Origin of the sequence: Streptomyces sp. NBC_00094 (assembly GCF_026343125.1) — a bacterium.
Lineage (GTDB): Bacteria > Actinomycetota > Actinomycetes > Streptomycetales > Streptomycetaceae > Streptomyces.
Genome location: NZ_JAPEMB010000001.1, coordinates 1,128,353 through 1,153,706 on the forward strand (window position 1 = coordinate 1,128,353; position 25,354 = coordinate 1,153,706).

26 protein-coding genes are annotated in these 25,354 nt (G+C 73.6%); 14 read left to right on the top strand and 12 right to left on the bottom strand.

Going from position 1 to position 25,354, the window contains the following annotated elements; translation table 11 throughout:
* Nucleotides 1-30 precede the first annotated feature (30 nt).
* The 3 genes from OG580_RS04700 to OG580_RS04710 all read left to right on the top strand — a co-directional run bounded on the left by OG580_RS04700 (nt 31) and on the right by OG580_RS04710 (nt 3,691).
* Entirely contained in the window at nt 31-1,518 is a 1,488-nt protein-coding gene (locus tag OG580_RS04700; protein ID WP_267042371.1) for a long-chain fatty acid--CoA ligase, read from the top strand.
* An 81-nt stretch (nt 1,519-1,599) separates the two neighbouring features.
* A complete protein-coding gene (locus OG580_RS04705; RefSeq protein ID WP_267042372.1) occupies nt 1,600-3,132 on the top strand; it encodes a carboxylesterase/lipase family protein in 1,533 nt (510 codons plus the stop codon).
* A 79-nt stretch (nt 3,133-3,211) separates the two neighbouring features.
* Nucleotides 3,212-3,691, top strand: coding sequence for a CoA-binding protein (locus OG580_RS04710; protein WP_267042373.1), 480 nt, complete (start codon nt 3,212-3,214; stop codon nt 3,689-3,691).
* Between the two features lie 79 nt (nt 3,692-3,770).
* Here the strand turns inward: OG580_RS04710 and OG580_RS04715 are convergent, their stop codons facing one another.
* Nucleotides 3,771-4,343 carry a helix-turn-helix domain-containing protein gene (locus tag OG580_RS04715; RefSeq protein WP_267042374.1) on the bottom strand — a complete coding sequence of 191 codons (573 nt, stop codon included), beginning with the start codon at nt 4,341-4,343 and terminating at the stop codon, nt 3,771-3,773.
* 111 nt (nt 4,344-4,454) lie between these two features.
* Here OG580_RS04715 and OG580_RS04720 point away from each other — a divergent pair, with 111 nt between their 5' ends.
* Complete coding sequence (locus OG580_RS04720) at nt 4,455-5,318, top strand: DMT family transporter (RefSeq protein WP_267042375.1); 864 nt, start codon at nt 4,455-4,457, stop codon at nt 5,316-5,318.
* 15 nt (nt 5,319-5,333) lie between these two features.
* Here the strand turns inward: OG580_RS04720 and OG580_RS04725 are convergent, their stop codons facing one another.
* Nucleotides 5,334-6,089: an acyltransferase gene (locus tag OG580_RS04725; RefSeq protein ID WP_267042376.1), complete on the bottom strand. Its 756-nt coding sequence runs from the start codon at nt 6,087-6,089 to the stop codon at nt 5,334-5,336.
* A 132-nt stretch (nt 6,090-6,221) separates the two neighbouring features.
* On the opposite strand from OG580_RS04725, the gene OG580_RS04730 reads away from it, so the two are divergent.
* Nucleotides 6,222-6,749 (top strand): gamma carbonic anhydrase family protein, encoded by a 528-nt coding sequence (locus OG580_RS04730; protein WP_267042377.1) that lies wholly within the window; start codon nt 6,222-6,224, stop codon nt 6,747-6,749.
* Between the two features lie 113 nt (nt 6,750-6,862).
* On the opposite strand, the gene OG580_RS04735 is transcribed toward OG580_RS04730, so the two are convergent.
* The 3 genes from OG580_RS04735 to OG580_RS04745 all read right to left on the bottom strand — a co-directional run bounded on the left by OG580_RS04735 (nt 6,863) and on the right by OG580_RS04745 (nt 10,747).
* Nucleotides 6,863-7,528, bottom strand: a complete 666-nt coding sequence (locus OG580_RS04735) for a DedA family protein (RefSeq protein ID WP_267042378.1) — start codon at nt 7,526-7,528, stop codon at nt 6,863-6,865.
* A 66-nt stretch (nt 7,529-7,594) separates the two neighbouring features.
* The gene (locus OG580_RS04740; RefSeq protein WP_267042379.1) at nt 7,595-10,150 is read right to left on the bottom strand and encodes a beta-glucosidase; all 2,556 of its coding nucleotides are present in this window, start codon (nt 10,148-10,150) and stop codon (nt 7,595-7,597) included.
* 159 nt (nt 10,151-10,309) lie between these two features.
* A complete protein-coding gene (locus OG580_RS04745) occupies nt 10,310-10,747 on the bottom strand; it encodes a DUF4442 domain-containing protein (RefSeq protein WP_267047895.1) in 438 nt (145 codons plus the stop codon).
* A 98-nt stretch (nt 10,748-10,845) separates the two neighbouring features.
* Here OG580_RS04745 and OG580_RS04750 point away from each other — a divergent pair, with 98 nt between their 5' ends.
* Nucleotides 10,846-11,970, top strand: a complete 1,125-nt coding sequence (locus OG580_RS04750) for a hypothetical protein (RefSeq protein ID WP_267042380.1) — start codon at nt 10,846-10,848, stop codon at nt 11,968-11,970.
* 78 nt (nt 11,971-12,048) lie between these two features.
* Nucleotides 12,049-13,377: an MFS transporter gene (locus OG580_RS04755; RefSeq protein WP_267042381.1), complete on the top strand. Its 1,329-nt coding sequence runs from the start codon at nt 12,049-12,051 to the stop codon at nt 13,375-13,377.
* A 114-nt stretch (nt 13,378-13,491) separates the two neighbouring features.
* Here the strand turns inward: OG580_RS04755 and OG580_RS04760 are convergent, their stop codons facing one another.
* Together OG580_RS04760 and OG580_RS04765 are read right to left on the bottom strand one after the other, a co-directional pair.
* Nucleotides 13,492-14,337, bottom strand: coding sequence for a spermidine synthase (locus tag OG580_RS04760; protein WP_267042382.1), 846 nt, complete (start codon nt 14,335-14,337; stop codon nt 13,492-13,494).
* Nucleotides 14,338-14,371: 34 nt separating this feature from the next.
* Nucleotides 14,372-15,142 carry a DNA alkylation repair protein gene (locus tag OG580_RS04765; RefSeq protein ID WP_267042383.1) on the bottom strand — a complete coding sequence of 257 codons (771 nt, stop codon included), beginning with the start codon at nt 15,140-15,142 and terminating at the stop codon, nt 14,372-14,374.
* Nucleotides 15,143-15,238: 96 nt separating this feature from the next.
* Here OG580_RS04765 and OG580_RS04770 point away from each other — a divergent pair, with 96 nt between their 5' ends.
* Together OG580_RS04770 and OG580_RS04775 are read left to right on the top strand one after the other, a co-directional pair.
* A complete protein-coding gene (locus tag OG580_RS04770; protein ID WP_267042384.1) occupies nt 15,239-16,015 on the top strand; it encodes a TVP38/TMEM64 family protein in 777 nt (258 codons plus the stop codon).
* 137 nt (nt 16,016-16,152) lie between these two features.
* Nucleotides 16,153-17,028, top strand: a complete 876-nt coding sequence (locus OG580_RS04775) for an undecaprenyl-diphosphate phosphatase (protein ID WP_267042385.1) — start codon at nt 16,153-16,155, stop codon at nt 17,026-17,028.
* A gap of 36 nt (nt 17,029-17,064) precedes the next feature.
* Here OG580_RS04775 and OG580_RS04780 read toward each other — a convergent pair whose 3' ends face one another.
* Nucleotides 17,065-17,658, bottom strand: a complete 594-nt coding sequence (locus tag OG580_RS04780) for a flavin reductase family protein (RefSeq protein ID WP_267042386.1) — start codon at nt 17,656-17,658, stop codon at nt 17,065-17,067.
* Between the two features lie 81 nt (nt 17,659-17,739).
* Here OG580_RS04780 and OG580_RS04785 point away from each other — a divergent pair, with 81 nt between their 5' ends.
* Entirely contained in the window at nt 17,740-18,183 is a 444-nt protein-coding gene (locus OG580_RS04785) for a nuclear transport factor 2 family protein (RefSeq protein WP_267042387.1), read from the top strand.
* Between the two features lie 97 nt (nt 18,184-18,280).
* The gene (lnt, locus tag OG580_RS04790) at nt 18,281-19,915 is read left to right on the top strand and encodes an apolipoprotein N-acyltransferase (RefSeq protein WP_267042388.1); all 1,635 of its coding nucleotides are present in this window, start codon (nt 18,281-18,283) and stop codon (nt 19,913-19,915) included.
* Here lnt and OG580_RS04795 read toward each other — a convergent pair.
* Nucleotides 19,860-20,765, bottom strand: a complete 906-nt coding sequence (locus OG580_RS04795; RefSeq protein ID WP_267042389.1) for a Gfo/Idh/MocA family protein — start codon at nt 20,763-20,765, stop codon at nt 19,860-19,862. The genes lnt and OG580_RS04795 overlap by 56 nt on opposite strands.
* Before the next feature lie 81 nt (nt 20,766-20,846).
* Nucleotides 20,847-22,034, bottom strand: a complete 1,188-nt coding sequence (locus tag OG580_RS04800; RefSeq protein ID WP_267042390.1) for an FAD-dependent monooxygenase — start codon at nt 22,032-22,034, stop codon at nt 20,847-20,849.
* A 91-nt stretch (nt 22,035-22,125) separates the two neighbouring features.
* On the opposite strand from OG580_RS04800, the gene OG580_RS04805 reads away from it, so the two are divergent.
* From OG580_RS04805 to OG580_RS04815, 3 genes are all read left to right on the top strand, one after another.
* The gene (locus tag OG580_RS04805; protein ID WP_267042391.1) at nt 22,126-22,791 is read left to right on the top strand and encodes a TetR/AcrR family transcriptional regulator; all 666 of its coding nucleotides are present in this window, start codon (nt 22,126-22,128) and stop codon (nt 22,789-22,791) included.
* A gap of 72 nt (nt 22,792-22,863) precedes the next feature.
* A complete protein-coding gene (locus OG580_RS04810) occupies nt 22,864-23,391 on the top strand; it encodes a DinB family protein (protein ID WP_267042392.1) in 528 nt (175 codons plus the stop codon).
* 93 nt (nt 23,392-23,484) lie between these two features.
* Nucleotides 23,485-23,991, top strand: coding sequence for a hypothetical protein (locus OG580_RS04815; protein ID WP_267042393.1), 507 nt, complete (start codon nt 23,485-23,487; stop codon nt 23,989-23,991).
* A gap of 120 nt (nt 23,992-24,111) precedes the next feature.
* On the opposite strand, the gene OG580_RS04820 is transcribed toward OG580_RS04815, so the two are convergent.
* Both OG580_RS04820 and ung read right to left on the bottom strand, forming a co-directional pair.
* Nucleotides 24,112-24,585: a hypothetical protein gene (locus OG580_RS04820; protein WP_267047896.1), complete on the bottom strand. Its 474-nt coding sequence runs from the start codon at nt 24,583-24,585 to the stop codon at nt 24,112-24,114.
* Between the two features lie 70 nt (nt 24,586-24,655).
* On the bottom strand, nt 24,656-25,339 hold the full coding sequence (gene ung / locus OG580_RS04825) for a uracil-DNA glycosylase (RefSeq protein WP_267042394.1): 684 nt from the start codon (nt 25,337-25,339) through the stop codon (nt 24,656-24,658).
* Between the last annotated feature and the right edge of the window lie 15 nt (nt 25,340-25,354).

Consider the following 25,354-nt stretch of genomic DNA (forward strand, 5'->3'; position numbering starts at 1 on the left):
GCTGTTGACTCCGCATCCCTGGAGCGTGAAATGTCACTGAGCGTCGCCGACGTCCTGGGCGAGTCCGCCCGCCACTTCCCCGACCGGATCGCGGTCGTCGAGGGCGCGGCCCGCCTGACCTACCGGGAGCTGTGGACGGAGGCGCTGCGCTGCGCGGCCGGACTGCGGGAGGCGGGCCTGAAGCCGGGCGACCGGCTGGCCGTGCTGCTGCCGAACACCACCGAGTTCCTGCGCGTGTACTACGGCGCCCTGGCCGCCGGCCTGACCGTCGTGCCGGTGCACGCGCTGCTCGTCGCCGACGAGGTCCGGTACGTCCTGGAGCACAGCGGCGCGGCGGGCATCGTGAGCGGCGGCCCGCTCTGGGCGGTGGCCGACGAGGCCGCGCGAGCGGCCGGCGTGCGCGCCTTCCAGGGGGCGCCCACGGCGTCGGAGCCGCTCGCCTCGGCGGAGCCTGCCGATCCCCAGGACGTCGCGGTGATCCTCTACACGAGCGGCACGACGGGCCGCCCCAGGGGCGCCCTCCTCACCCACCTCAACATCGTCATGAACGCCTCCGTGACCTCGCAGGACCTCCTCGGGCTCGGCGAGGGCGACGTGGTCCTCGGCTGTCTGCCGCTCTTCCACAGCTACGGCCAGACCTGCGCCATGAACGGGACGCTGCGCCAGGGCGCGACGCTCGTCCTGATGCCCCGTTTCAGCGGCCCCGCGGCCCTGGCGGTGCTCGCCGACGAGGGCGTGACGGTCTTCATGGGGGTGCCGACGATGTACCACGCGCTGGTGGAGGCCGCCGCGGGCTCCGACCGGCGCCCGACGGCCCTGCGCGCCGCCGTGTCGGGCGGCGCGGCCCTGCCGGTCGCCGTCCTCGAGCGGTTCGAGGAGGCCTTCCGTACCCAGGTCCTGGAGGGGTACGGCCTGACGGAGACCTCACCGGTCGCCACCTTCAACCAGCCGCACATCGGCCGCCGGCCCGGGACGGTCGGGCACCCGGTGTGGGGCGTGGAGACGAGGATCGCGGACGAGGCCGTCGAGCGGGAGATCCTGCTGCTCGCGGACGGCGAGGTCGGCGAGGTCGTGGTCCGGGGCCACAACGTCTTCGCGGGCTACCTCGACGACCCGGCGGCGACGGAGGCGGCCGTCGTGGACGGCTGGTTCCGCACGGGCGACCTGGGCGTCCTGGACGAGGACGGCTTCCTGCGGATCGTGGACCGGAAGAAGGACCTGGTCATCCGGGGCGGCTTCAACATCTACCCGCGCGAGGTCGAGGAGGTGCTCGTGCGCCATCCCGGGGTCTCGGAGGTGGCGGTGATCGGCGTCCCCGACGACGCGAAGGGCGAGGAGGTGTGCGCCGTGGTGGTACGCCGGGAGGGCGCCGCCCCGCTCTCCGAGGAGGAGCTCGTGAAGTGGTCGCGGGAGCGGCTCGGCCGGCACAAGTACCCGCGGATCGTGCGCTTCGTGGAGGCGCTCCCGCTCGGCCCGACCGGAAAGGTGCTCAAGCGGGCGTTGGTGTCGGGGGGTTGACCGGAAGCCCTGCCCGAGCCGCATGATCTGGACGGTGCGTCACCGTCGACCCAGGAAAGTCGACCCAGGAAAGGTGAATCGATGTCGGAGTACGTCGCGGAACACGTCCAGGACGGTCCCGGAGCCCGCACACGGCACGGCGTTCTGCGGGGCGCCCTGAAGGACGGTGTGGCGTCGTTCCTCGGAATCCCCTACGCACAGGCGCCCGTCGGGGCGCTGCGGTTCCGCGCGCCGGAGCCGGTGGAGGCCTGGGAAGGGATACGGGAGGCCACCGCCTTCGGGCCGACGGCGCCCAAGCGCCCGTACGCCCCGCCGCTCGACGCGCTGCTCCCCGACCCCGAGGTGGCGGGCGACGACTGCCTCAACCTCAACGTCTGGGCTCCCTGGCCGGCCGCCGGTCTCGGCGAGGACGGTCCCGGCAAGGACGGTCCGGGCGACGGAGGCACCGCCGACGGCGGGCGCCCCGTCATGGTCTGGATCCACGGCGGGTCACTGGTCCACGGCTCCTCGGCGGTCCCCGTCTACGACGGCACCGCCTTCGCCCGGGACGGCGTCGTCCTCGTCTCGATCAACTACCGGCTCGGCATCGAAGGGTTCGGGGTCTTCCCCGACGCGCCCACCAATCTCGGTCTGCGCGACCAGATCGCCGCGCTGACCTGGGTACGGGAGAACATCGCGGCCTTCGGCGGGGACCCGGAGCGGGTCACCGTGTTCGGCGAGTCGGCCGGGGCGATCTCGATCGCCGCCCTGCTCGCCTCACCGCTCGCGAAGGGCCTGTTCCGGCGGGCCGTGATCCAGAGCGGGGCGCCGATCGCCCGGTCGATCGACGTCGCCCGGATGACCACGGAGGCGATCGCCGCGCGGCTCAAGGTGCCGGCGACGGCGGAGGCGTTCGCCGGTGTCGACCCGGAGCAGCTGCTCGCGGCGCAGACCGCGGTGACGGGCAAGGGCAATCCCGTGCTCAACAGGCACACCTTCCACATCGCCGTGGACGGCGACGTCCTGCCGGACCATCCGGGGGACCTGCTCGCGGACGGCGCTTCGGCGGACGTGGAGCTGCTGATGGGCACGAACACGGACGAGTACCGGCTGTGGTTCGTGCCGGGCGGGCACACCGAGAAGGTGGGGTCCCTGGCGCAGCGGTTCCTGCTCCGGAAGGGGCGGATATCGCCCCGGGTGGCGAAGGTGTACCGAGAGGGCCGGCCGCAGGAGAAGCCGGGCGAGGTCCTGGGCGTGATCGCGGCGGACAAGCTGCTGCGGATTCCGCTGAACATGCTCGCGGACGCCCGGCTGAACTCCGGCGGGTCCGCCGCGACGTATCTGTACGAGTTCGGCTGGGGCTCGCCCGTGCTCGGCCTCCGCGCCTGCCACGCGCTCGAACTCGGCTTCGTCTTCGACACGCTCGACCTGCCGGAGACGCGCGCCCTGACGGGGCCGGACGCTCCTCAGGACCTGGCCACGGCGATGCACGCGGCATGGGTGGCCTTCGCCGAGACCGGCGACCCGGGGTGGCGTCCGTGGGGTCCTGCGCGCCCGGTGATGACGTTCGGCCCGGGCCTCCCGTCCGTGGTCGAGGCCCCGCGCGAGGCCGAACGGCGCGCGTGGGAGGTCTGAGGGTCCCGGCGGGAATCACGGCGGGGCGCGGCTCGTTCTCCACGGGGACGGGCCGATCCGACGAGAGGCAGCAGAAGCGATGAGCGTCGACACCACGACCACCGAGCCGACGGAGGAGCCGGCGGCGTCGGTGGAGCCGGCCGAACCGGCCGCGTACTCCGCGGCGGAGACGGTACGGCGGATCCTGACGTCCACCGGCGACACCTGGGCGGTGGTGGGCCTCTCCTCCAACCGGGCGCGGGCCGCGTACGGCGTGGCGGGCGTGCTCCAGCGCTTCGGGAAGCGGATCGTCCCGGTCCACCCGAAGGCGGAGACGGTCCACGGCGAGCAGGGGTACGCCTCGCTGGCCGACATCCCGTTCCCGGTCGACGTCGTGGACGTGTTCGTCAACAGCGAGCAGGCGGGCGGGATCGCCGACGAGGCCGTCGCGATCGGTGCCAAGGCGGTCTGGTTCCAGCTGGACGTGATCGACGAGGCCGCGTTCGCCCGGACCCGCGGGGCGGGCCTGGACATGGTCATGGACCGCTGCCCCGCGATCGAGATCCCGCGCCTCGGCTGACGTGCGACCGACCGACCGGCCGCCCAGCCCGTCGGTCGGTCGGAAGGACGGACGCGACGGACGCGACGGACGCGACGGCTCAGCGCGCGGGCGGGATGGAGACGGCCATCGTCATCTCGACCGGTTCGTCCCCGTCGTTGCGGTAGGCGTGCGCCACGTTGGCCTCGAAGACCGCGGAGGTGCCGGCCGGAAGCCGGTGCTCCACGTCGTCCACGACCAGGGTGAGGACACCGGCGGAGACGTTCAGAAGCTCGGTCGTGCCGTCCGGGTGCGGGTCTGACGCGGAGCCGTCGCCCGGCATGAGGGTCCAGGACCACAGCTCCAGCGGGCCGCGGGCCTCGGTGCCGACGAGCAGGGTGGTGTGGCTGCCGGTGGAGGTGGACCACATGCGGACGGCCTGGTCGGGCGGGACGAGCCTGACCTGGGGGCCCTGCTCGTAGTCGAGGAGGGTCGTGATGGAGACGCCCAGGGCGTCGGCCAGCTTCACCGTGGTGCCGACGCTGGGGTTCGTCCGGGCCTGCTCGATCTGGATGATCATTCCCCGGCTGACCCCCGCCCGTGCGGCGAGCGCGTCCAGGGTGAATCCCCGCTCCTTGCGCCAGCGCTTCAGGTTCCGGGCGAGCGACTGCGTGAGCTGGTCGAGGTCCGACACATTCCGTCCAATATTTTGGATGACAGAGTTCAATAGAGTGAACTACGGTGAGCTGTACCCGATCGTTCACTGCACTGTACTGCGTCCCGTCCGACGCGACTGCGAGGATCCATGACCGCCTTGTTCGCCCTGGCCACCAGCGTCCTGTGGGGCCTCGCCGACTTCGGCGGCGGACTGCTCACCCGCCGGATCCCCGCCCTCACGGTCGTCGTGGTCTCCCAGGCCCTCGCGGTCCTCGTCCTCGGCGCCGTCGTCCTCGCGACCGGAGCCTGGACCGAGGCGGGGCCCGAGCTCTGGTACGCGGTCGGGGCGGGCGTCGTCGGCCCGGTGGCGATGCTCGCCTTCTACAAGGCGCTCGCCCTCGGACCGATGGGCGTGGTCTCCCCGCTCGGCTCGCTCAGCGTGGTCGTCCCCCTCTCGGTCGGCCTGCTCACCGGCGAGCTTCCCGGGCTGTGGCAGGTCGCCGGGATCGTGGTCGCGATCCTCGGCGTGGTCCTCGCGGGCGGCCCCGAACTGCGCGGCGCGCCCGTCCAGCGCCAGGCCGTGCTCCTGACCCTGATCGCGGCCGTCGGCTTCGGCGCGGTCATGGCGTTCATCGCCGAGGCCTCGACGACCGTCACCGGCCTGTTCCTGGCCCTGTTCGTCCAGCGCGTCACCAACGTCCTGGTCGGCGGCGGAGCCCTGTACGCATCGGTCAGGCGCGGCGGCCGGGCCCTGCCCGAGGGCGGCCCCCAGGTCATCCGCGCGGCCCTCCCGGCCCTGGCCTTCGTGGGCCTCGCGGACGTCGCCGCCAACGGTACGTACGCGATCGCCGCACAGCAGGGCCCCGTCGCCCTCGCCGCGGTCCTCGCGAGCCTCTACCCCGTCGTCACCGCCCTCGCGGCCTTCGCGGTCCTCAAGGAACGCCTCCGCGCGATCCAGGCGGCCGGCGCGGTCCTCGCCCTGGGCGGCACGGTCCTCCTGGCCGCGGCCTGATCGGCAAGACACCCCCTAGGAGGACGCGCTCGCCTGCTCGGTCTCCCAGGCGGCCAGCGCGGCGAGCTGCTCCGGCGTCACGTCCTCCGGGATCGGCTTGGGGGCCGGGGTCCGCAGCGGCGGCTGCCAGCCCTTCTCCGCGTCCCAGCTGCGGACGACCCTGGCCGGGGCGCCCGCCACGACCGAGTGGTCCGGGACCTCGCCGCGTACGACCGCGCCCGCCGCGACGACCACGTTCCGGCCGATCCGCGCGCCGGGCAGGATCACCGCCCCCGTGCCGAGCCAGCAGCCGGGGCCGATCGAGACCGGTTCCGAGCGGGGCCACTGGCGGCCGATGGGCTCGTCGGGGTCGTCGTAACTGTGGTTGGTCGAGGTGATGTAGACGTACGGACCGCAGTACGTGTCCGAGCCGATGGTCACCGTCGTGTCGGCGATGACGTGGCTGCCGCGGCCGAGGACCACCCCGTCCCCGAGGGTCAGGACGGTCTCCGTGCCCAGGTCGAGGTCCGGCAGCATCCCCGCCGTCAGCGTGACCTGCTCGGCGATGATGCAGCACTCGCCGATCTCGATCCACTGCTCGCCGAAGACCGTGCCCTGCGGGAACGCCAGCCGGGTGCCGGCGCCGAGCCGGCGGAATCGCAGCCGACCCGGGTGCTCGGCGGTGACGGAACCGGCCTGCTGCGCCCAGCGCCAGGCGCCCTGCACGGCACCGGCGACGACCCGGCGCCGCCAGGCGGCGAGAGAAGAGAACGTGTTTCTGTTCCTGGGCACCCGGCCACGGTAGTCGGCGACGTCGTACCTGATCACCGCGGTGCGCTGTGATGTCCGTCATGGGCACGGCATAAGGTGCGGCCGGGGGCCTCCCCCGGGCGTGACACGACGGCTGACGATCAGGAGCGAACCATGGCAGAGGCGTTGATCAAGGGTGTGGGCGGCAAGGAGCCGCAGATCGACCCGACCGCGTTCACGGCCCCGACCTCCGTGGTGCTGGGCGAGGTCACGCTCGGCGCCCGGGCCAGCGTCTGGTACCACGCGGTACTGCGCGCGGACTGCGGTCCCATCGTGATCGGCGAGGACGCCAACATCCAGGACAACACGACGGTCCACGTCGACCCCGGCTTCCCCGTCTCGATCGGAGCGCGGGTGACCGTCGGCCACAACGCGACCGTGCACGGCTGCGTGATCGAGGACGACGTCCTCGTGGGCATGGGAGCGACGGTGCTCAACGGGGCCCGGATCGGCGCGGGCTCGCTCGTCGCCGCCCAGGCGCTCGTCCCGCAGGGCATGGAGATCCCGCCGGGCTCGCTGGTCGCGGGCGTACCGGCGAAGGTGCGCCGCCCGCTGACGGAGGAGGAGAAGGCGGGGATCAAGCTGAACGCGGAGATGTACCTGCTGCTGGCCAAGGGCCACGCCGAGGCCTTCGCGGACTGAGCGGAGCAGACGGAGCAGACGGAGCAAGCGGACTGAAGAGACCGAGCGGACCGGTCCGTACGTGTAGGAGGGCGGCACCCGCACGGGTGCCGCCCTCCTACACACGAGGTGTCTCACTCCGCGACGACGACCTTCGCCGGCTCCGGCTCCGGCTCCACGGCGTCCTGCCGCTCCGCCGCCGCCTTCTTGGCGCGGTTCTTGATGATCAGCATCGAGCCGACGCCGATCAGCACGGCGAGGACGAGACCGAGCCAGGAGAAGCGCTTCAGCCAGGCCTCGGCGACGACGCCGACCGAGTAGATGACGGCCGTGGTGCCACCGGCCCACAGGATGCCGCCGAAGACGTTGGCGATGAGGAACTTCCAGTACGGCATGTGCAGGACGCCCGCGAGCGGCCCGGCGAAGATGCGCAGCAGGGCGATGAAGCGGCCGAAGAAGACCGCCCACATGCCCCACTTCTGGAACGAGCGCTCGGCCAGCGCGACGTTGGCCTCGCTGAAGTGCTTCGGGAACTTCTTCCCCAGCCAGGCGAGCAGGGGCCGGCCGCCCCTGCGGCCGATGGCGTAACCGATCGAGTCGCCGATGATCGCGCCGGCGGTGGCACAGGCACCGAGCACGTACGGGTTGATGTCGCCGTGCTGCGAGGCGAGCAGCGCGGAGCTGACGAGCACGATCTCGCCGGGCAGCGGGATGCCCAGGCTCTCCAGCCCGATCACCACGCCCACCAGTGCGTAGATCGCGACCGCCGGAATCGTCTCCAGCCATTCCTGCACGTGCAACGCGGTTCCTCCCGTGTCGGCCGCCCGGCGTGCACCGCGTCGGGCACGCCGGGGCAGCCTACCCGGTCAGGAGGGGCCGACCTCGACTCCGAGGGTGAGGCCGGGGTCGGCGGAGGAGGCGCCGACGCGGACGGTCCGGCGGCCGGTGCCGAGGCCCCAGTCGTGCCGAGCGGTGTCCCAGGAGGACAGGGTGCGGGCCGTGACGTGGACGGTCACCCGGCGCCGTTCGCCGGCGGCGAGCTCCAGTCGGCGGTAGCCGGCGAGGGCGGAGCGCGGCTGGTCGACGCCGAGGGCGGTCAGGTCCGGGGAGGGCCCGAGGTAGACCTGGGCGACCTCGACGCCGGCCCGGCGTCCGGTGTTGCGGACGGTGAAGGTGACGTCGAGCCCTCCCGTACCGTCCTCGCCTCCCGGGGCGACGGTCAGGTCCTCGTACCGGAAGGTCGTGTACGAGAGGCCGTGCCCGAAGGGGAACAGCGGGGTGACGCCCTGTGCCGCGTACCAGCGGTGGCCGACGTGGACGCCCTCGCCGTACTCCTCCACGCCGCCCTCGCCCGGGTAGCGGCGCGGGTTCCCCGCCGTGGGGTGGCGGTCCTCGGCGGCCGGGAAGGTCTGGGTGAGACGTCCGCCGGGGTCGGCGTCGCCGAAGAGGACGGCGGCGGTCGCGGCCGCGCCCTCCTGCCCGGGGTAGTACATCTGGAGCACGGCTGCGGTCCGTTCCAGCCACGGCATGGTGACGGCCGACGAGGTGTTGAGGACGACGGTGGTACGGGAGTTGGCCGCCGTCACCGCCTCGATGAGGGCCTCCTGGTGGCCGGGGAGGGCGAGGCTCGCCCGGTCCCGGCCCTCGGTGGCGTCCTCGTACGCGAAGAGCACGACGCTGTGCGCGGCGCGCGCGACGCGTACGGCCTCGGCGACGTCGGCGGCCCGGGTCGCTCCGGTGACCGCGCGGAGCCGGAAGAGCTGTCCGACGGGTCCGCCGTGGGCGGTGACGGTCAGTTCGTGCGGTCCTGCGGCGAGGCTCCGGGTGGTGCGGCGGACGTGGAGCCCGTCGGGTGCCCGGCCGAGGAGGCCGCCGGCGAAGTACTCGGCGACGCCCTGGGCGACGGGGAAGAGTTCGGTGCCGTCGAGGGTGACGGTGGGCCGGGCGCCGCTGTAGTGGACGAGAAAGGTCCACTCGTCGGGATCGGTGGCGGTGAGCGTGAGGGTACGGGTCCAGGTGGCACCGGCGGCGACGCCGACGCCCTCCAGGTCGACGGCGGGCGACAGCGGGGGCAGCGGCCGCCCGAACAGCTCCTCGCCGACGGCGTACGCCACGGAACCGCCGCCCTCCCCCGCCCTGCCCCGGATCGCCTCCAGGGGACCGGCGGCGGCATCGGGGACGACATGGGCGCTGCCGCCGCCGCTGACGAAGGGCACGGCGGCGGTCGGCCCGACGACGGCGAGCGACCGGGCGGCGGGGGCGGTGAGCGGGAGGGCCCCGTCCTCGTTGCGCAGGAGCGTCGCCCCGGCGAGGGCGACCCGCAGGGCGAGCCGGGCACCGGAGGCGGCGTCCCTGGCCGGACGAGGCGCCGACGTCTCGTCGAGGAGCCCGAAGCGTTCCCGTACGGAGAGGATCCGGCATACGGATCGGTCGACCGCGGCCTCGTCGATCCGGCCCGCGCGGACCGCGTCCCGGAGGGCGGCGCCGTAGCGGGAGCCGCCGGGCATCTCCATGTCGAGTCCCGCGGCGAGGGCGGGGCCGGTCGTGTGGACGGCGTCCCAGTCGCTCATGACCCAGCCGTCGAAGCCCCAGCGGTCCCGCAGGATCCCGGTGAGCAGGGTCGCGTTCTCGGCGGCGTGGACGCCGTCGACCTTGTTGTACGCGGCCATGACGGCACCGGCCCCGGCGGCCACGGCGGCCTCGAAGGCGCGCAGCTCGGTCTCGTGCAGGGTCTGCTCGGAGGCGCGGACGTCGACCGTGGTGCGGTCGCGTTCCTGGTTGCCGAGGGCGAAGTGCTTGACGGTGGCGACGAGGCCCTCGGCCTGGATGCCGCGGATCTCCTCGGCGACGAGGTCGGCGGTGAGGAGCGGGTCCTCGGAGAAGGTCTCGAAGTTCCGTCCCGCGTAAGGGGTGCGGATGAGGTTGGCCATCGGCGAGAGCAGCACGTCCTGGCCGAGGGCGCGGCCCTCGCGGCCGATGACCCGCCCGTAGGCGCGGGCGAGTCCGGGGTCGAAGGCGGCGGCGAGCATGACGGGCGCGGGCAGCGCGGTCGCGGTGCGCCGGACCCGGATCCCCGCGGGCCCGTCGGCGAGCCGGAGCGCCGGGATGCCAAGCCGGGGTACGCCGGGAACGTACCCGGCCTGGCCGAGGCGCGCGGGGTCGGCGGCCCCGTGGAGGAGGGAGACCTTCTCGTCGAGGGTGAGCCGCCCGAGGAGCGCGTCGACCCGCCCGACGGGCGGGGCCGCCCGTCGGATCCGCGCGCGGGCCACGGCGGGCGAGGCGGCGGCGAGGACGGCGCCACCGGCGAGGGCGAGCAGCAACGCCCGCCGGGAGAACCGCGGGCCGCGCCGTCGGAGCGGGGTGGAGGCGGCTCGCGCCGGTTCCGCCGGGACGGCGGGGTCGGGTGACGGTTCGTCGGACACGCGGCTGCTCCTCGGCACGGGGTGCGGGCCCGGCCCGGCTGCGTCCGCGCCCTGATCGCACTATGCGTGACGGGATGTCCGATTCCGTGCCGACGGCCCGGAACGCGACCGCCCCCGCACCCGAAGGGGGGTGCGGGGGCGGTGTGCGGCGTCCGAGGGTCAGGCGTTCGGGCGCAGGGTCCAGACGACGGTCATCTCGCCGGTCACGGCGCCGTCCTCACGGGTGATGGCGATGTGCACCGGGAACTCCGGTCGCTCGCCGGCGTCGAGTTCGGCGACGACCTCGGACGCGGGGCGGCCCAGGGTGGCGGTGGCCGTGACGATGCCCATGGCCAGCTTCTTGTAGCCGATCTCGGCCTTGACGGCGAGCGGGACGGCCCGGCTCAGCTGGTCGCCGAAGGCGGCGAGCACGATGGCGCCGCTGGCGGACTCGGCCAGGGTGAACATCGCTCCGGCGTGCGGGCCGCCGACGTGGTTGTGGTAGGCGGGCTGGTCCGGCAGGCGCACGACGGCGCGCTCGGCGGTGGTCTCCAGGAACTCGAGGTTGAGGGTTCCGGCCATGGGAACCGTCGCGGCGAGCATCTCGCCGACGGTCATCTGGTCTGCGCTCATGGACCGTGATGTTACCCACCAGTAGCAGCAATGGCCATCCCTCTCGTGGTCCTACCGCCCCCACACCTCTATCGTTACTGGCCATGTGGCCAGGACAGCAGCCGCCCGGGGGCGAGCAGAACCCGCAGGACCAGAGTCAGAACCCCTACCAGCAGTCGGGGTACCAGCAGCCGAACCCGTATCAGCAGCCGCCGGCCCAGCCCGGGTACCCGCAGCAGCCGCCGACGCAGCCCGGGTACCCCCAGCAGGGGTACGGGCAGCAGGGGTACCCGCAGCAGCCCGGTTACGGGCAGCCGAACCCGTACCAGCAGCCGACCGTGCCCCAGTACGCGGTCCCCGGGCAGGGGCCGGGACAGCCCGGTGCGCCCGGGCCCGGCGGGAAGAAGAAGCAGACGACCCTCGTGGCCATCGTGGCGGCGACCGCCGTGGTCGTCGCGGCCGGCGTCACCGGCTTCCTCGTGCTCTCGGGGAACGACGACGAGAAGCCGAACGCCGACGACCAGAAGCCGTCCGTGACGGCGTCCGCGCCGGCGACGCCTTCCGGCGAGCCCTCCGAGGGCGCCGAGTCGTCCTCGCCGCCGATCGACAACCCGCGTGACGGCGCGGCCCACCAGCCGACGATCCCCGGCTGGAAGGTCGTCCACAACCCCAAGTACGGCACCCTGTTCGACGTACCGCCCGAGTGGGAGGTGCTGAAGCCGGGGATGATCACGTACTTCGACGACGAGAAGAAGAACGACGGCACCCCGCTCGTCACGATGTCCAGCCCCAGCCGCTTCAAGAGCAACTGGTGCGCCTACGACACCGACAAGAACGGCACCGCGGAGACCTGGGGCCTGAGCACCGCGGGCACCAAGGGCGGCCAGGGCGCCAAGAACACGGCGGACGCCGCGCGCGGCGAGGCCGGCACCTGGGTGTGGGGCGGCTACGCCCAGCACATGCCCAAGGACACCATCAAGATCAGCAAGCCCGTGCCGTACACGACGGCGTCCGGGCTCACCGGCAGCATGGCGACCGCCACGGCGCCGGGCGTCAAGAAGCGCAACAAGTGCGAGTCGGACGGCAAGTCGATCGCCTTCACCTTCAAGAACGCCCAGGGCGACTTCTCGACCTGGGTCCTCTACGGGGCCGACGGCGTCAAGGACGAACTCCCGGACGCCACCATCAAGAAGATCCTCTCCACGGTCAGGCTCACCCCGACGTCCTGACCCCACCGGCCGCTGGACGTTCCGCCCCGTCCGTTTATCGGTTTGGCAGGAGGGGGAGGCGGCAGGGATAGTCCCGGAGTGACGAAACCCGCCGCCTCCCCCAGCCGCACCTCCCTCCGCTCCCGCCGCCCCGAATGGGCGGGCCGGAACTACGTCCTGCTCACCGCCGCGACGGTCGTGACCAATCTCGGTGCGCACGGCGCTCTGATCGCCACCACCTGGGCGGTCTTCGAGGCCGGGGGCAGCGCCGGCGACGTCGGGCTCGTGGCGATGGCCCGCTTCCTGCCGCTCGTCCTCTTCCTGCTCATCGGCGGCGCGGTGGCCGACCGGATACCCCGGCACCGCGTGATGGTCGCCGCGAACGCCCTCAACTGCGTCTCTCAGGCCGTCTTCGCCGTCCTCGTGCTCTCGGGCCAGGCGCAGATCTGGCAGATGATGGTGCTCACCGCGCTCTGCGGCACCGGGCAGGCGTTCTTCAACCCGGCGGCCGAGGGCATGCTGATGTCCAGCGTCACCGGGGAGCAGGCGGGCCGGGCCTTCGCCGTCTACCGGATGGCCATGCACGGCGCCGGAATCGGCGGCGCCGCGCTCGGCGGCGCACTGGTCGCCTTCGTCGGTCCCGGCTGGGTCCTCGCCATCGACGCGCTCGCGTTCGCCGTCGCCGGCGGGCTGCGCGCCTTCCTCGATGTGAGCGGCACCCCCGAGCGGGCCCCGGGCGGCGGGCTCTTCGCCGACCTGCGGGAGGGATGGCACGAGTTCATCGGGCGGCCGTGGCTGTGGTCGATCGTCGCCCAGTTCTCCGTGGTGGTCGGGCTGATCGGCGCGGTCGAGGCGGTGTTCGGGCCGCTCGTCGCCCGTGACGAGCTGGGCGGCGCCCGCCCCTGGGGCATCGCGCTCGCCGCGTACGGCGTGGGAACGGTCGCGGGTGCGATCCTGATGACCCGGTGGAAGCCCCGCAGGATGCTCTTCGTCGGCACGCTCTGCGTCTTCCCGATCGCGTTGCCCTCGGCGGCCCTCGCCGTGCCGCTGGACGCGGCGGGGCTCACGATCGCGATGTTCGTCAGCGGCGTGGCGATCGAGGTCTTCGGCGTCTCGTGGATGACGACCATGCACCAGGAGATCCCGGAGGAGAAGCTCTCCCGGGTCTCCGCCTACGACTGGTTCGGCTCGACCGCCCTGCTCCCGCTGTCCACGGCGCTGGCCGGCCCCGCCGAGAGCGCGTTCGGCCGGAACGAGGCCCTGTGGGGCGCGGCGGCGCTGATGGTGCTCGTCACCGCGCTGGTCCTGCTGGTGCCGGACGTACGGAACATGACCCGCCGTCCGCACGCGAAGCAGGAGGCCGCGGGCGGCCCGGCGACGACCGGGGACACGACGCCGGAGACGGCGGGGTCGCAGGCCGCGGGGTAGCGGGCCGCCGGGTCGCAGGCCGCGGGAGCGTACGCGGCCGGAGCCCCCGCGCCGCAGCCGTCCGGAGGCCCACAGGCCTGGGGCCGCGACCCGCCGCCCGCCGCCCGCCGCCCGTCAGCCGATCCCGAACGCGCCCTCCGGTGGAACGGGAGAGGGTACGGCCCCGGCGTCCACGACCGGCTCCGCGTCCCCCGTGAACCGGTCCAGCGCCTTCCCGTGCTCCACGCGCGCCGGGAAGGCGTCCGCCGCGGCCCGTCGGGCGAGGTGCGCGATGTCGATCTCCCGGCCGGAGGCGACCAGGACCGCGTTCCCGAAACGGCGGCCGCGCAGCACGGCCGGTTCGGCGACCAGGGCCAGCTCCGGGAAGACCGTCGCGAACGTCGCGAGCTGGGAGCGGAGGAAGGCGAACGGCGCCCCGTCGGCCAGGTTGGCGGCGTACAGACCGCCGGGCCGCAGCACGCGCCGGACCTCCCGGGCGTACTCGACGGAGGTGAGGTGCGCGGGCACCCGCGAGCCGCCGAAGACGTCGCCGACGATGAGATCGGCGGAGGCGGCAGGCGCCCCCTCCAGCCAGGCCCGGGCGTCGGCGCCGTGCACGGTCACTCCCGAGCCCTCGGGCAGCGGCAGGTGCTCGGCGACGAGGGCGAGCAGCTCGCGGTCCGCCTCCACCACGTCCTGGCGGGAGCCGGGGCGGGCGACGGCGACGTACCGGGGCAGCGAGAGCGCCCCGCCGCCCAGGTGCAGGACGTCCAGGGGCTCGCCCTCGCCGGCCGCGCCGTCGACGACATGGGCGAGCCGGCGCGCGTACTCGAACTCCAGGTACGCCGGATCGTCCAGGTCGACATAGGACTGGGGTGCGCCGTCGACCGTCAGGAGCCACGCCTGCTCCCGGTCCACATCGGGCATGAGGCGCGCGGTGCCCTGGTCGACCTCGCGGATGACGGGAATGTGCTCGTTCACGCCCTCATTGTGCCGGTGCTTCCCGTACGGGACGTCAGCCGAGGTGCTTGAGGGCCTCGCGGACGGAGAGCGGGGAGAGCAGCGAGCGGTTACCGGCCACGAAGGCGCGCACCTCGCCGGGGGCGGTCTTGCCGTACTCGCGCAGGCTCCAGCCGATCGCCTTGCGGACGAAGAAGTCGGGGTGGGCCGCGCACCGCAGGCAGTAGGCGAAGAGCCGGTCGGCGTCGGTGGCGTCCTTGAAGCGGAGCTGGTGGAGGAGCGCGGTGCGGGCCACCCACAGGTCCTCGTCCTCGATCCACTCGTCCATGCGGGCCGCGAGGGCGGGGTCGGCCGCGACGAGGCCGCCGACGACGTGGGCGGCGAGGTGGTCGACGGTGTCCCACCAGGAGACGGTGGTGACGAGTCGGCGGGCGACGGGGAGGAAGCCGGAGGAGCAGCGCTTCACATGGCGGCGCAGGTAGTCGACGGCGAAGTAGTGGTACTCGCGCTCGGGCAGTGCGAAGCAGCGCAGGGCGATCGCGGTGCAGTCGTCCTCGTCGGGGCGGGGCGTGCCGTCGAGGACGGTGCGGGACAGGGCGCGGCGCTCCGGCGTGCGTACCCCGAGGAAGGGGGCGACGCCCTTCATGTACGCGACCATCTCCTGCGCCCGGAAGGGGTTCCCCGCGGCGGGGTAGAGGGTGGTGAGCCGGTCCAGGACGGTGTCGGCGAGGGCGCTCCCGGGGAAGGCGCCGCCGGGGGCGACGCCGTCGGCGGGCCGACGGGAGGCGGCGGACGGGAGGCCGGTGGACGGCGCGGTGTCGGTCATGGGGCCCTCCGGGTCACGGCGCGCTCCGGGCTCCGGTCCGGACGGACATGACGCACATTACGGCGATCATACGGACCCGTCCGCTACTCTCCCCGAATGCTCGCCACCGTGCCCCGGCCGCCGGGCTCCCTCGCCGTCCGCTGTTCCCGGGCTCTCCTCGCGCCCCGTTCGCGGCTCTCGATCCTCGCCCTGCTGCTGCTCATCGCGGCGGGGCTCGTCCTGCTGTACGAGCCGCAGCGGCTGCTCTCCTCGGGCTGGCCGCAGCAGACGAGCGGCGCCGGGGCGGTGCTGCTCTTCGCCCTCGCGTACGGCGTGTGCACGGCGGCGTTCGTGCCGCGCCCGGTCCTCAACCTGGCGGCGGGGGCGCTGTTCGGCTCCGCCGCCGGTCTGACGGCCGCGGTGGCGGGCACGGTGCTCGGCGCCGGGATCGCCTTCACGCTCGGCCGGGTCCTGGGGCAGGACGCGCTGCGGCCGTTCGTACGGGGCCGCTGGCTGACGGCGGCGGACGGGCAGCTCAGCCGGCACGGCTTCCGCTCGATGCTGGCGATCCGGCTCTTCCCGGGGGTCCCGTTCGCGGCGGCCAACTACTGCGCGGCGGTCTCCCGCATGGGGTACCTGCCCTTCCTCCTCGCCACGGCGATCGGCACGGTGCCGAACACGGCGGCGTACGTGATCGCGGGCGCCCAGGCCGGTTCGCCGGGCTCGCCGGCCTTCCTCTTCTCCGCGGGCTTCATCGTGCTGTCGGGCCTCGGCGCGGCGGTGGTGGCCTGGCGCAAGCGTCACGGCCTGCGGGCTCCGGCCGAGGTCCCCGCCGCGGTCCCGGCGCCGGCCTCGGCCCCCTCTTCCGCGCGGGAGCCCGTCGGTACCGTCTGAGGTGCGGAGCGCCGCGCCGCCCGCCGGGCCGGGTCACGGGAGCATCACGGACCTGATCATGGGCTCGTCACTTCGGGACGGTACAGTGCGCACGACCTTCTGACCGCACACGTACATAACGGGACGGCCCTAGCCCCATGAGTTGGTTCGAATCGTTCATCCTCGGACTCGTACAGGGGCTGACGGAGTTCCTTCCCATCTCCTCCAGCGCGCACCTCCGGCTCACCGCCGCCTTCGCCGGCTGGGAGGACCCGGGCGCGGCCTTCACCGCGATCACCCAGATCGGCACGGAGACGGCCGTCCTGATCTACTTCCGCAAGGACATCGCGCGGATCGTCACGGCCTGGTTCCGCTCCCTCACCGACAAGGCGATGCGCTCCGACCACGACGCCCAGATGGGCTGGCTGGTGATCGTCGGATCGATCCCGATCGGTGTCCTCGGTGTCACGTTCAAGGACCAGATCGAAGGCCCCTTCCGCGACCTGCGGCTGATCGCCACCACGCTGATCGTCATGGGCGTGGTCCTCGGCGTCGCGGACCGGCTGGCCGCCCGCGACGAGGCCGGCGGCCGCCACCGGGTGGTCCGGGAGCGCAAGTCGCTCAAGGACCTCAGCGTGAAGGACGGCCTGATCTTCGGCTTCTGCCAGGCGATGGCGCTGATCCCCGGCGTCTCCCGCTCGGGCGCGACGATCTCCGGCGGTCTGCTCATGGGGTACACCCGCGAGGCGGCCGCCCGCTACTCGTTCCTGCTCGCGATCCCGGCGGTCCTCGCCTCCGGTGCCTTCGAGCTGAAGGACGCGGGCGAGGGCGGTCACGTCTCCTGGGGCCCGACGATCTTCGCGACGCTCATCGCGTTCGCCGTCGGCTACGCGGTGATCGCCTGGTTCATGAAGTTCATCACCACCAAGAGCTTCATGCCCTTCGTGATCTACCGGATCCTGCTGGGCATCCTGCTCTTCATCCTCGTCGGCACCGACGCCCTGAGCCCGCACGCGGGCGAGTCCGCGGGCTGACGGCCTGGGCCGTCTGCCCGCCGGCGGTCCCGGACCTCAGGCCCGGTAGGGCACTCGGGCGATCTCCTTGATGCCGCCCAGGGTGCCCCACTCGTTCTTGCCGAGCCGGGTCAGCGGGCGCATCAGCGTCATCTCGGGGTGGCCGTCGCGCATGACCGACTCGTCGACGGCCGCGTGCACGACCCGGCCGAAGACGACCGTCGAGTCCCCGATCCGCACCGTGCTGTGCAGCTCGCACTCGAGCGCCACCGGCGACTGGGCCACGCGCGGCGGCTTCACCCGGAGGCTCGGCTCGCGCTCGACGGCGCAGGCGTCGAACTCGCTCACCCCGTGCGGGAAGTCGGTCGCCGTGGCGTTGATCTGCTCGAAGAGCCCTTCGGGCGCGAGATTGACCACGAACTGCCCGGTCTCCTCCACATTGCGCAGCGAGTCCTTGCGGCCCACCGAGGTGAACTGCACGACGGGCGGCGTGACGGAGGCGATGGTGAAGAAGGAGTGCGGGGCGAGGTTGTCCGTCCCGTCGGCCGACGTCGTGGAGACCCAGGCGATCGGCCGGGGTACGACGGTGGCGGTGAGCAACCGGTAGAAGGACGTCCGGTCGCTGAGTTCGGGATCGATGTTCACGCGCATGTCGGACAGTATGACTGCGCCCTTCAACTCCCCACGCGCACGCCCCTTGGCGCCGGGCGCCCGCTGCCCGAGACTGAACCGATGACGCAGCGCGTGGACCTCGCGGTCGTGATGGACCGGCTCGCCATCGACGATCTGATCACCGGATACGCGGCGGCCGTGGACGACGCCGACTGGACCGCCTACCGGGCCCTGTTCACCTCCGACGGCCGTGCCGACTACCGCGGCTCGGGCGGGGTCGAGGGGCCGGCGGGCGAGGTGGCCGACTGGCTCGCCGAGACGATGACCCTCTTCCCCGTACGCCAGCACCTCATCGTGAACCGGCGGGTCCTCTTCCGGGAGGCCGGCGGATACCGGGAGTCCGGCGACGGCGCGGACATCCGCGCCGACTACGTGAACCCGATGCGCTTCGCCACCGGCGAGGACTTCCTCTGCGGCGGCCGCTACGCCTTCACGGCGCTGCGCACCGCCGACGGCTGGCGGCTCCGCTCGGTGGTCGTCGACGAGCGGTGGCGCCGGCACTGAACCGGCGGCCGGGACAGCGGCACGCCCGGAAGGGCCGCGGTGAGCCGCGCCCGGGTCCGGGAGCGTCGGACACTGGAGGCAAGGGCGGGAGGCCGCCATGCGCATGCCGTTCGCATACCGGGGTCAGCGCGAGGACCAAGGCCGCGGCCGGGACCAGGACCGGCGTCGGGATCGGCGCCGGGCCCCGGCTCGCCGGCGTGCCGTCGTCCGGTCCCTCCTCGCCCTCGGCTGCGGCGCACTGCCCGCGCTCGCCTTCCCCGCCCCCGGTCTCTGGTGGTGGGCGTACCTGGCGCTCGTCCCGTGGATGCTCCTGATCCGTACGGCTCCGGGGGCCCGCCGCGCCGGTCTGGACGGCTGGCTGGGCGGGGTCGGCTTCGTGCTCGCCGTGCATCACTGGCTGCTGCCCAGTCTGCACGTCTTCCTCCTGCCGCTCGCCGCGCTGCTCGGCCTGCTGTGGCTGCCGTGGGGGTGGCTCGTACGGTCCCTGCTCGGCGGCACGCCGTCACCGCTGCGGGCGGTCGCCGCCCTGCTCGCGGTGCCCTCCGGCTGGCTGCTGATCGAACTGGTCCGCTCCTGGGAGGGCCTCGGCGGCCCGTGGGGGCTGCTGGGGGCGAGCCAGTGGGAGGTGCCGGCGGCGCTGCGGCTCGCCTCCGTCGGCGGGGTCTGGCTGGTGAGCCTGCTCGTGGTGGCGGCGAACACCGCCGCGGTGCTGCTCGTCGCGGTGCCGGGGCCGCGTGCCGTCGGGGTCGCGGGGCTCGCCGCCTGCGCGCTCGTGGCGGGCACCGCGGCCTGGGGCGTCGGGGCGCCGCGCGAGGCCGGGACGGTGCGCGTGGCCCTCGTACAGCCCGGGGTCTTCGGCGGTCCGGACGGGGCCTCGCGGCGCTTCGACCGTGCCGAGGAGCTGACCCGGTCGCTCGCGGGGCAGCGGCTCGACCTGGTGGTCTGGGGCGAGAGCGGCGTGGGCGCCGATCCGGCCGGGCAGCCCGGGATCGCCGCCCGGCTCACCGCGCTGGCGCGGGCGGTCGACGCGCCGCTCCTGGTGAACGTGGACGCGCGCGGGGCCGACCGCCCGGGCATCTTCAAGAGCGCCGTCCTGGTCGGTCCGACGGGGCTCACGGGCGATCGCTACGACAAGATGCGGCTCGTGCCGTTCGGCGAGTACATCCCCGCGCGTACCGTCCTGGGCTGGGTGACGTCGGTCGGGAAGGCGGCCCCGGAGGACCGGCGGCGGGGCACCGCGCCGGTCGTGATGGCGCTGCCCACCACCGCGGAGGCCGAGGGGCCGCTGATCGGGCCGCTGATCTGCTTCGAGTCCGCCTTCCCCGACATGAGTCGGCGGCTCGTACGGGACGGGGCCGGGCTCCTGGTCGTCCAGTCGGCGACCAGCACCTTCCAGGAGAGCTGGGCACCCGTCCAGCACGCGTCGCTCGCGGCGCTGCGGGCGGCGGAGACGGGCCGGCCCGTCGTCCACGCGACGCTCACCGGGGTCAGCGCCGCGTACGGTCCCGACGGGCGCCGGATCGGACCCGTGCTCGACACGGACGCGAGCGGCGTCGCCGTCCGCGAGCTGCCGCTCTCCGCGACGACGACGGGCTACGTCCGGTGGGGCGACTGGCCGTTGTACGGGGCGCTCGCCGTGGTGGGCGCGGTGTGCGCCGCCGAGGGCGCGGGCGCCCTCAGACGGCCTGGAGCAGCGCCTCGCGGACCACGCGCTCGCACAGTTCGTGGGTGAGCAGGGCGTCGCGGGCGCTGAGCAGCCGCCCGTCGCGTACGGCGTCGAGGAAGGCCAGTACGGCCTGCTCGATCCCGCGCTGGCGGGCCACCGGCACCCAGTCGCCGCGCCTGCGCACGGTCGGCTGGCCCTTGTGGTCGACGACGTCGGAGAGGTTGAGGACCTGGCGCTTGGTGTCCTGGCCCGAGACCTCCAGGACCTCTTCGGTGGAGCCGTTCATCCGGTTCATCATGCCGATGGCGGTGAACCCGTCGCCGGAGAGCTGGAGCACGACGTGGTGCATGAGCCCTTCGCGCATGCGGGCGCGCACGTCGATGTGCTCGACCTCTCCGGGGAGGAGGAAGCGCAGGGTGTCGACGACGTGGATGAAGTCGTCGAGGACGAGCGTGCGGGGGTCCTCGGGCAGCCCGATCCGGTTCTTCTGGAGGAGGATCAGCTCGCGCGGGTGCTCGATGCACTGGGCGTAGGCGGGGGCGAGGCGCCGGTTGAAGCCGACGGCGAGGCTGACCGCGCGCTTCTCGGCGAGCTCCACGATCCGCTCGGAGTCGGCGTAGTCGTACGCGAGGGGCTTGTCGACGTACGTGGGGACGCCCGCTTCGAGGAGGCGGCCGGCGATCTCGGCGTGGGCGGCGGTCGGCGCGTGGACGAAGGCCGCGTCGAGCCCGGCGGCGAGCAGCGAGTCGAGGTCCCGGTGGCGCTGCGCGGCGGGCAGGTGGAGGGTGTCGGCGACCCGGTCCAGGGTCGCGGCGGTGCGGGTCTGGAGGTGGAGTTCGACCCCGGGGAGGGTGGCGAGGACGGGGAGGTAGGCCTTCTGCGCGATGTCGCCGAGTCCGATGCAGCCAACCTTCACGGGGTCTCCCTTGTCGTGTCGCTCTTGTCGTGACGCTCGTTCCACCGGCCGCGCTCGCACGGGCCGTTCGCGCTGGTCAGCTTACGCGGGGCGGGCCGGGACCACCGGCGGGTGCCAGTCGGCGATGCCGTCGAAGCCGCGCAGCACGAGGCCCGGGCCGAGGCGGGAGACGGCGCCGACGAGCGCGGCGCGCAGGGCTACGGCGGGGCGGGCGGAGAGCATGGTGACCGCCCCGGTGCGGGCGGCCTTGCGGACGAGGGCGGTGGTGCGCGGCAGCCGGTCGGCGGTGTACGCGGCGAGCGCGCGGGTCGGGACGAAGCCGGGGGCGGAGCGGGCGTGGTGGGCGAGGACGACGGCGTCCTCGATGGCCTGGTTCCCGCCCTGGCCGAGGCTCGGCATCATCGCGTGCGCGGCGTCGCCGAGCAGGGCGACCCTGCCCTGGTGGAAGGCGGGCAGCGGGTCGGTCAGGTGGTGGACGTCGTGGCGCAGGACCTGACCGGGGTCGACGGCGGCGAGGATCTCGGGGACGGGGTGGTGCCAGTCCCCGAAGAGCCGCAGGAGTTCGGCCTTCTCGTCGTCCGGCGCGTGGCCGCCCTCGGGGGCGGTGGCCATGGCGTACGCGTAGATCCGGCCGTCCTTGAGCGGCTGGGTGCCCCAGAGTCGTCCGGCACCCCAGGTCTCGTGCGGGGCGAAGGGCCGCTCGGGGGCGGGGACGACGACCCGCCAGGTGGTGCAGCCGGAGTACCGGGGACCGGGGTGCTCGGGGAAGAGGGCGTGCCGGGTCTCGGACCGGATGCCGTCGGCGGCGACGACGAGCTCGGCCTCGGTCTCGCCGTCCGGGGTGGTGAGCCGGGCGGGGCGGTGGTCGTCGCCGGGGGCGACGACGGAGGCGGCGGCTCCGGTGCGGACGGTTCCCTCGGGGAGGGCCGAGGCGAGGATGTCGATGAGAGTGGCGCGGTGGAGCAGGACGAGCGGGCCGCCGAAGCGAGCGGCGGCGGCGTCGGCGTTCGTCCGGGCGATCCAGCGGCCGTCGGGGGCGCGCATGCCGCCGTCGCCCTGCCAGGCGGCGAGGGAGCGGACGCGGTCACCGAGGCCGATGACGTCCAGGGCCCGCTGGGCGTTGGGGGCCAGGCCGATGCCGGCGCCCACGGGGGCGAGGTCGGCGGCGCGCTCCAGGACGGTGACGTGCCAGCCGTTGCGGTGGAGGGCGACGGCGGCGGTGAGCCCGCCGATTCCGGCTCCGACGACGATGGCGCGGTGCTGTTCCATGGCTGCTCCCGGATCGCGGAACTACAGGTGTAGTGACTCCGACGCCATGACCGTACTACAGGTGTAGTCGCGCCGGTAGTAGGTTGTCCCCATGACCACCCCGCCCGCGCCCACCGGACCCGACTCCCCGGCTGCCCAGGCCGCCCCGGCCTCCCGCGCCGAGCGGATCGGTGACGCCGCTCTCGACCTGCTCGTCGAGCGGGGCATGCGGGGCCTGACCCATCGCGCCGTGGACGAGCGGGCGGGTCTGCCGCAGGGGTCGACGTCCAATCACGCCCGGACCCGCCAGGCCCTTCTGGAGACGGCCGTACGGCGGCAGGTCCACTGGGAGGCGCGCGTCCTGGCCCCGGACGCGTTGCCGGGCAGCGGCGGCCCGGACACTCCCGGCGGCGGTGTACCCCCGGGCATCGACGCCCTCGTGGACGCGCTCGCCCTCGCCCTGCACCGCTACCTCACGGACCACCGCGCCCTGCTCGTCTCCCGGTACGAGCTGGCCCTTGAGGCCACCCGCCGCCCCGAGCTCCGCGCCTTCTTCGACGCGGCGGGCTCCGTGTTCCACGGCCCGCTCGTCGCGGCGATGACCGCGGCCGGCTCCCCGGCGCCCGAACGCCACGCGCTCTCCCTCATCGCCTGGTGCGAGGGGCTGTTGTTCTCGTGCGCCGCCGGCTCCTTCCACGCGATGGTGCCCACCCACGCGGAACTGCGCACCGGCTTCGACGAGTTGCTCCGGGGCATGCTCGGGGTTCACCGGGCGTAGACCGGCGACCGACCCTGCGGCCCCGCCACAAACCGGTGGCGCGGCCGGTGATCATGGGGGACGATGCCGCGCATGACCACCGAACGCACCGAATCCGTGCCCCGTGTCGACCCGTCCACCACCTCGGGCGAGCGTGAGGCGCTGGAGCAGTGGCTCGACTTCCACCGTGCGACCCTCGCGAGGAAGTGCGAGGGGCTCGACGACGCCCAGCTCCGCACCCCCTCCGCCGCTCCGTCCGACCTCAACCTGCTGGGTCTCGTCCGGCACATGACCGAGGTCGAGCGCGGCTGGTTCCGCAACGTGCTGGCCGGCGAGGAGGCCCCGTGGTTCTACTCCACCGACGAGGACTACGACCGTGACATCCACACCACGGACGAGGACACCTACGAGGAGGCCTACGCCAACTGGCAGGCCGAGATCGCCCACGCGCGCGCCCTGGCCGCCCCGCACGGTCTCGACGACCTGGGCGCGGGCAAGCACCGCACCGGACGGACCTTCAACCTCCGCTGGATCTACCTGCACATGATCGAGGAGTACGCCCGTCACAACGGCCACGCGGACCTGATCCGGGAGCGGATCGACGGCGCCACCGGCGACTGAGCAGGTCAAGACGGGGCCCACGGAGACACCCGTGCGGGGCATTCCCGGCCGGTAGGGACGCGAAGATCCCCACCGGACCAGCAGAGTGGCGCGGTGCATGGAACCCGAACCACAGCGAAGATCCTGGTCGGGGCGGCGGTAGCCGCCCTGGCGGGCTGCGTCTCGGTCGACACACCGCCCCCGGCGCCCGTCCCCGCGCCCGCGGCGGAGTCCTCCGTCCTCCCCGCCCAGGAAGTCGCGCCGCAGATCGTCGAGGGCCCGGCCCGCGAGGCCCTCGAAGCGGCGCTCCCCGCTCCCCCGCCGCCCCCCGCGCCCCGCGCGACACCCGCGCCCGGACCCGTACCGGAACAGCACCGACGGACGGCGGCCCCGCCACGCCCGCAGCCCTCGCGCCCCGCCGCCGTACCGCGGCACCGCGAGATTCCGCGACCGGCGCCCCGGCCGGCCGTTCCCGAACTGCCGACGCTTCCGGCGCTGCCGAAGGGGCCGAAGGGGCCGCCGATGTCCCGGGCCGACGTGTGCGACCTGGGTCAGCGGTACGGGGGCTGGGATCCCGACAGCGATCAGGCCAGGATCTGCCGCGGTACGTACGGCCGGTGAGCCGCGACTGACGGTCCGAAGGCCTGTCAGCCTGTCGATCCGTCAGCCCGTCACCCTTCAGCCCCTCAGCCCGTCGCCCGTCAGCCCGTCAGCCCGTCAGCCCGTCAGCCCGTCAGCCCGTCACATGCTTCTGAGGCGCAGCTCCAGGCGCTCGATCGCGGCCCGCACCCCGTTCCCGTAGCCGTCGTCGTCGAGCGTGTCGGAGGCCGCGCGGGCCCGGTCCAGATGGATCCGCGCGGCGTCCGGCTGCTGGAGCTTGACGTAGTCGGCGGCGAGGTTGAGATGGAGCGACGGGTACAGCGCCCGCAGCGCGACGGCCGAGCCGTGCGCGGCGAGCCGCTCCTCCGCGAGCCCCTCGGCCGCGCTCAGCGCCCGGAGGTCCCAGGCCAGCTCGGTGTCGAGGTCGTCCTGGGCGTCGGCCATGTAGTGCGCGAGGGTGCAGCGGTGCAGCGGGTCCCCGTCGGGGCCGATCTGCTGCCACAGCACCCCGAAGCGGTTGCGGGCCTCCTCGCGGTCGCCGCCGTGGAGCAGCATCATGGCCTGCCCGATCCTGGTCATGACCCCGTCGTCCGACGCCTGCTGCTGCTCGGTCACGCCGACCTCCACCCGCTCGCTCATTGGGAGAGCCGACGCTAGCCGCACGCGGCCCCGATCCGGTCGAGGCTCAGCCGAGGTCGGGGATGCGCCAGTCGATCGGCTCGTGTCCCTGGGCCGCGACGGCCGCGTCGATCTGGGTGAAGGGCTGGGAGCCGAAGAACTTCTTCGCCGACAGCGGGGAAGGGTGGGCCCCCTTCACGACGACGTGCCGCTCCTCGTCGATGAGCGGCAGCTTCTTCTGCGCGTAGTTGCCCCACAGGACGAAGACGACGGGGTCGGGCCGGGCGGCCACGGCGGTGATCACGGCATCCGTGAACTTCTCCCAGCCCTTGCCCTTGTGCGAGTTCGCCTCGCCGGACCGGACCGTGAGGACCGCGTTGAGCAGCAGGACGCCCTGCTCCGCCCACGGCATCAGATAGCCGTTGTCCGGGATGGGGTGGCCGAGCTCCGCCTGCATCTCCTTGTAGATGTTCCGCAGGGAGGGCGGGGTCTTCACGCCGGGGCGGACGGAGAAGCAGAGGCCGTGGCCCTGCCCCTCTCCGTGGTAGGGGTCCTGACCGAGGATCAGGACCTTCACCTTGTCGTACGGGGTGGCGTCGAGGGCCGCGAAGACCTCGTCCTTCGGCGGGAAGACCGGCCCGTTGGCGCGCTCCTCCTCGACGAACTCGGTGAGCTGCGTGAAGTACGGCTTGCGCAGCTCCTCGCCGAGAACACCCCGCCAGGACTCGGGCAGCATGCTGGTGTCGGTCACGGTGAACAACCTCCG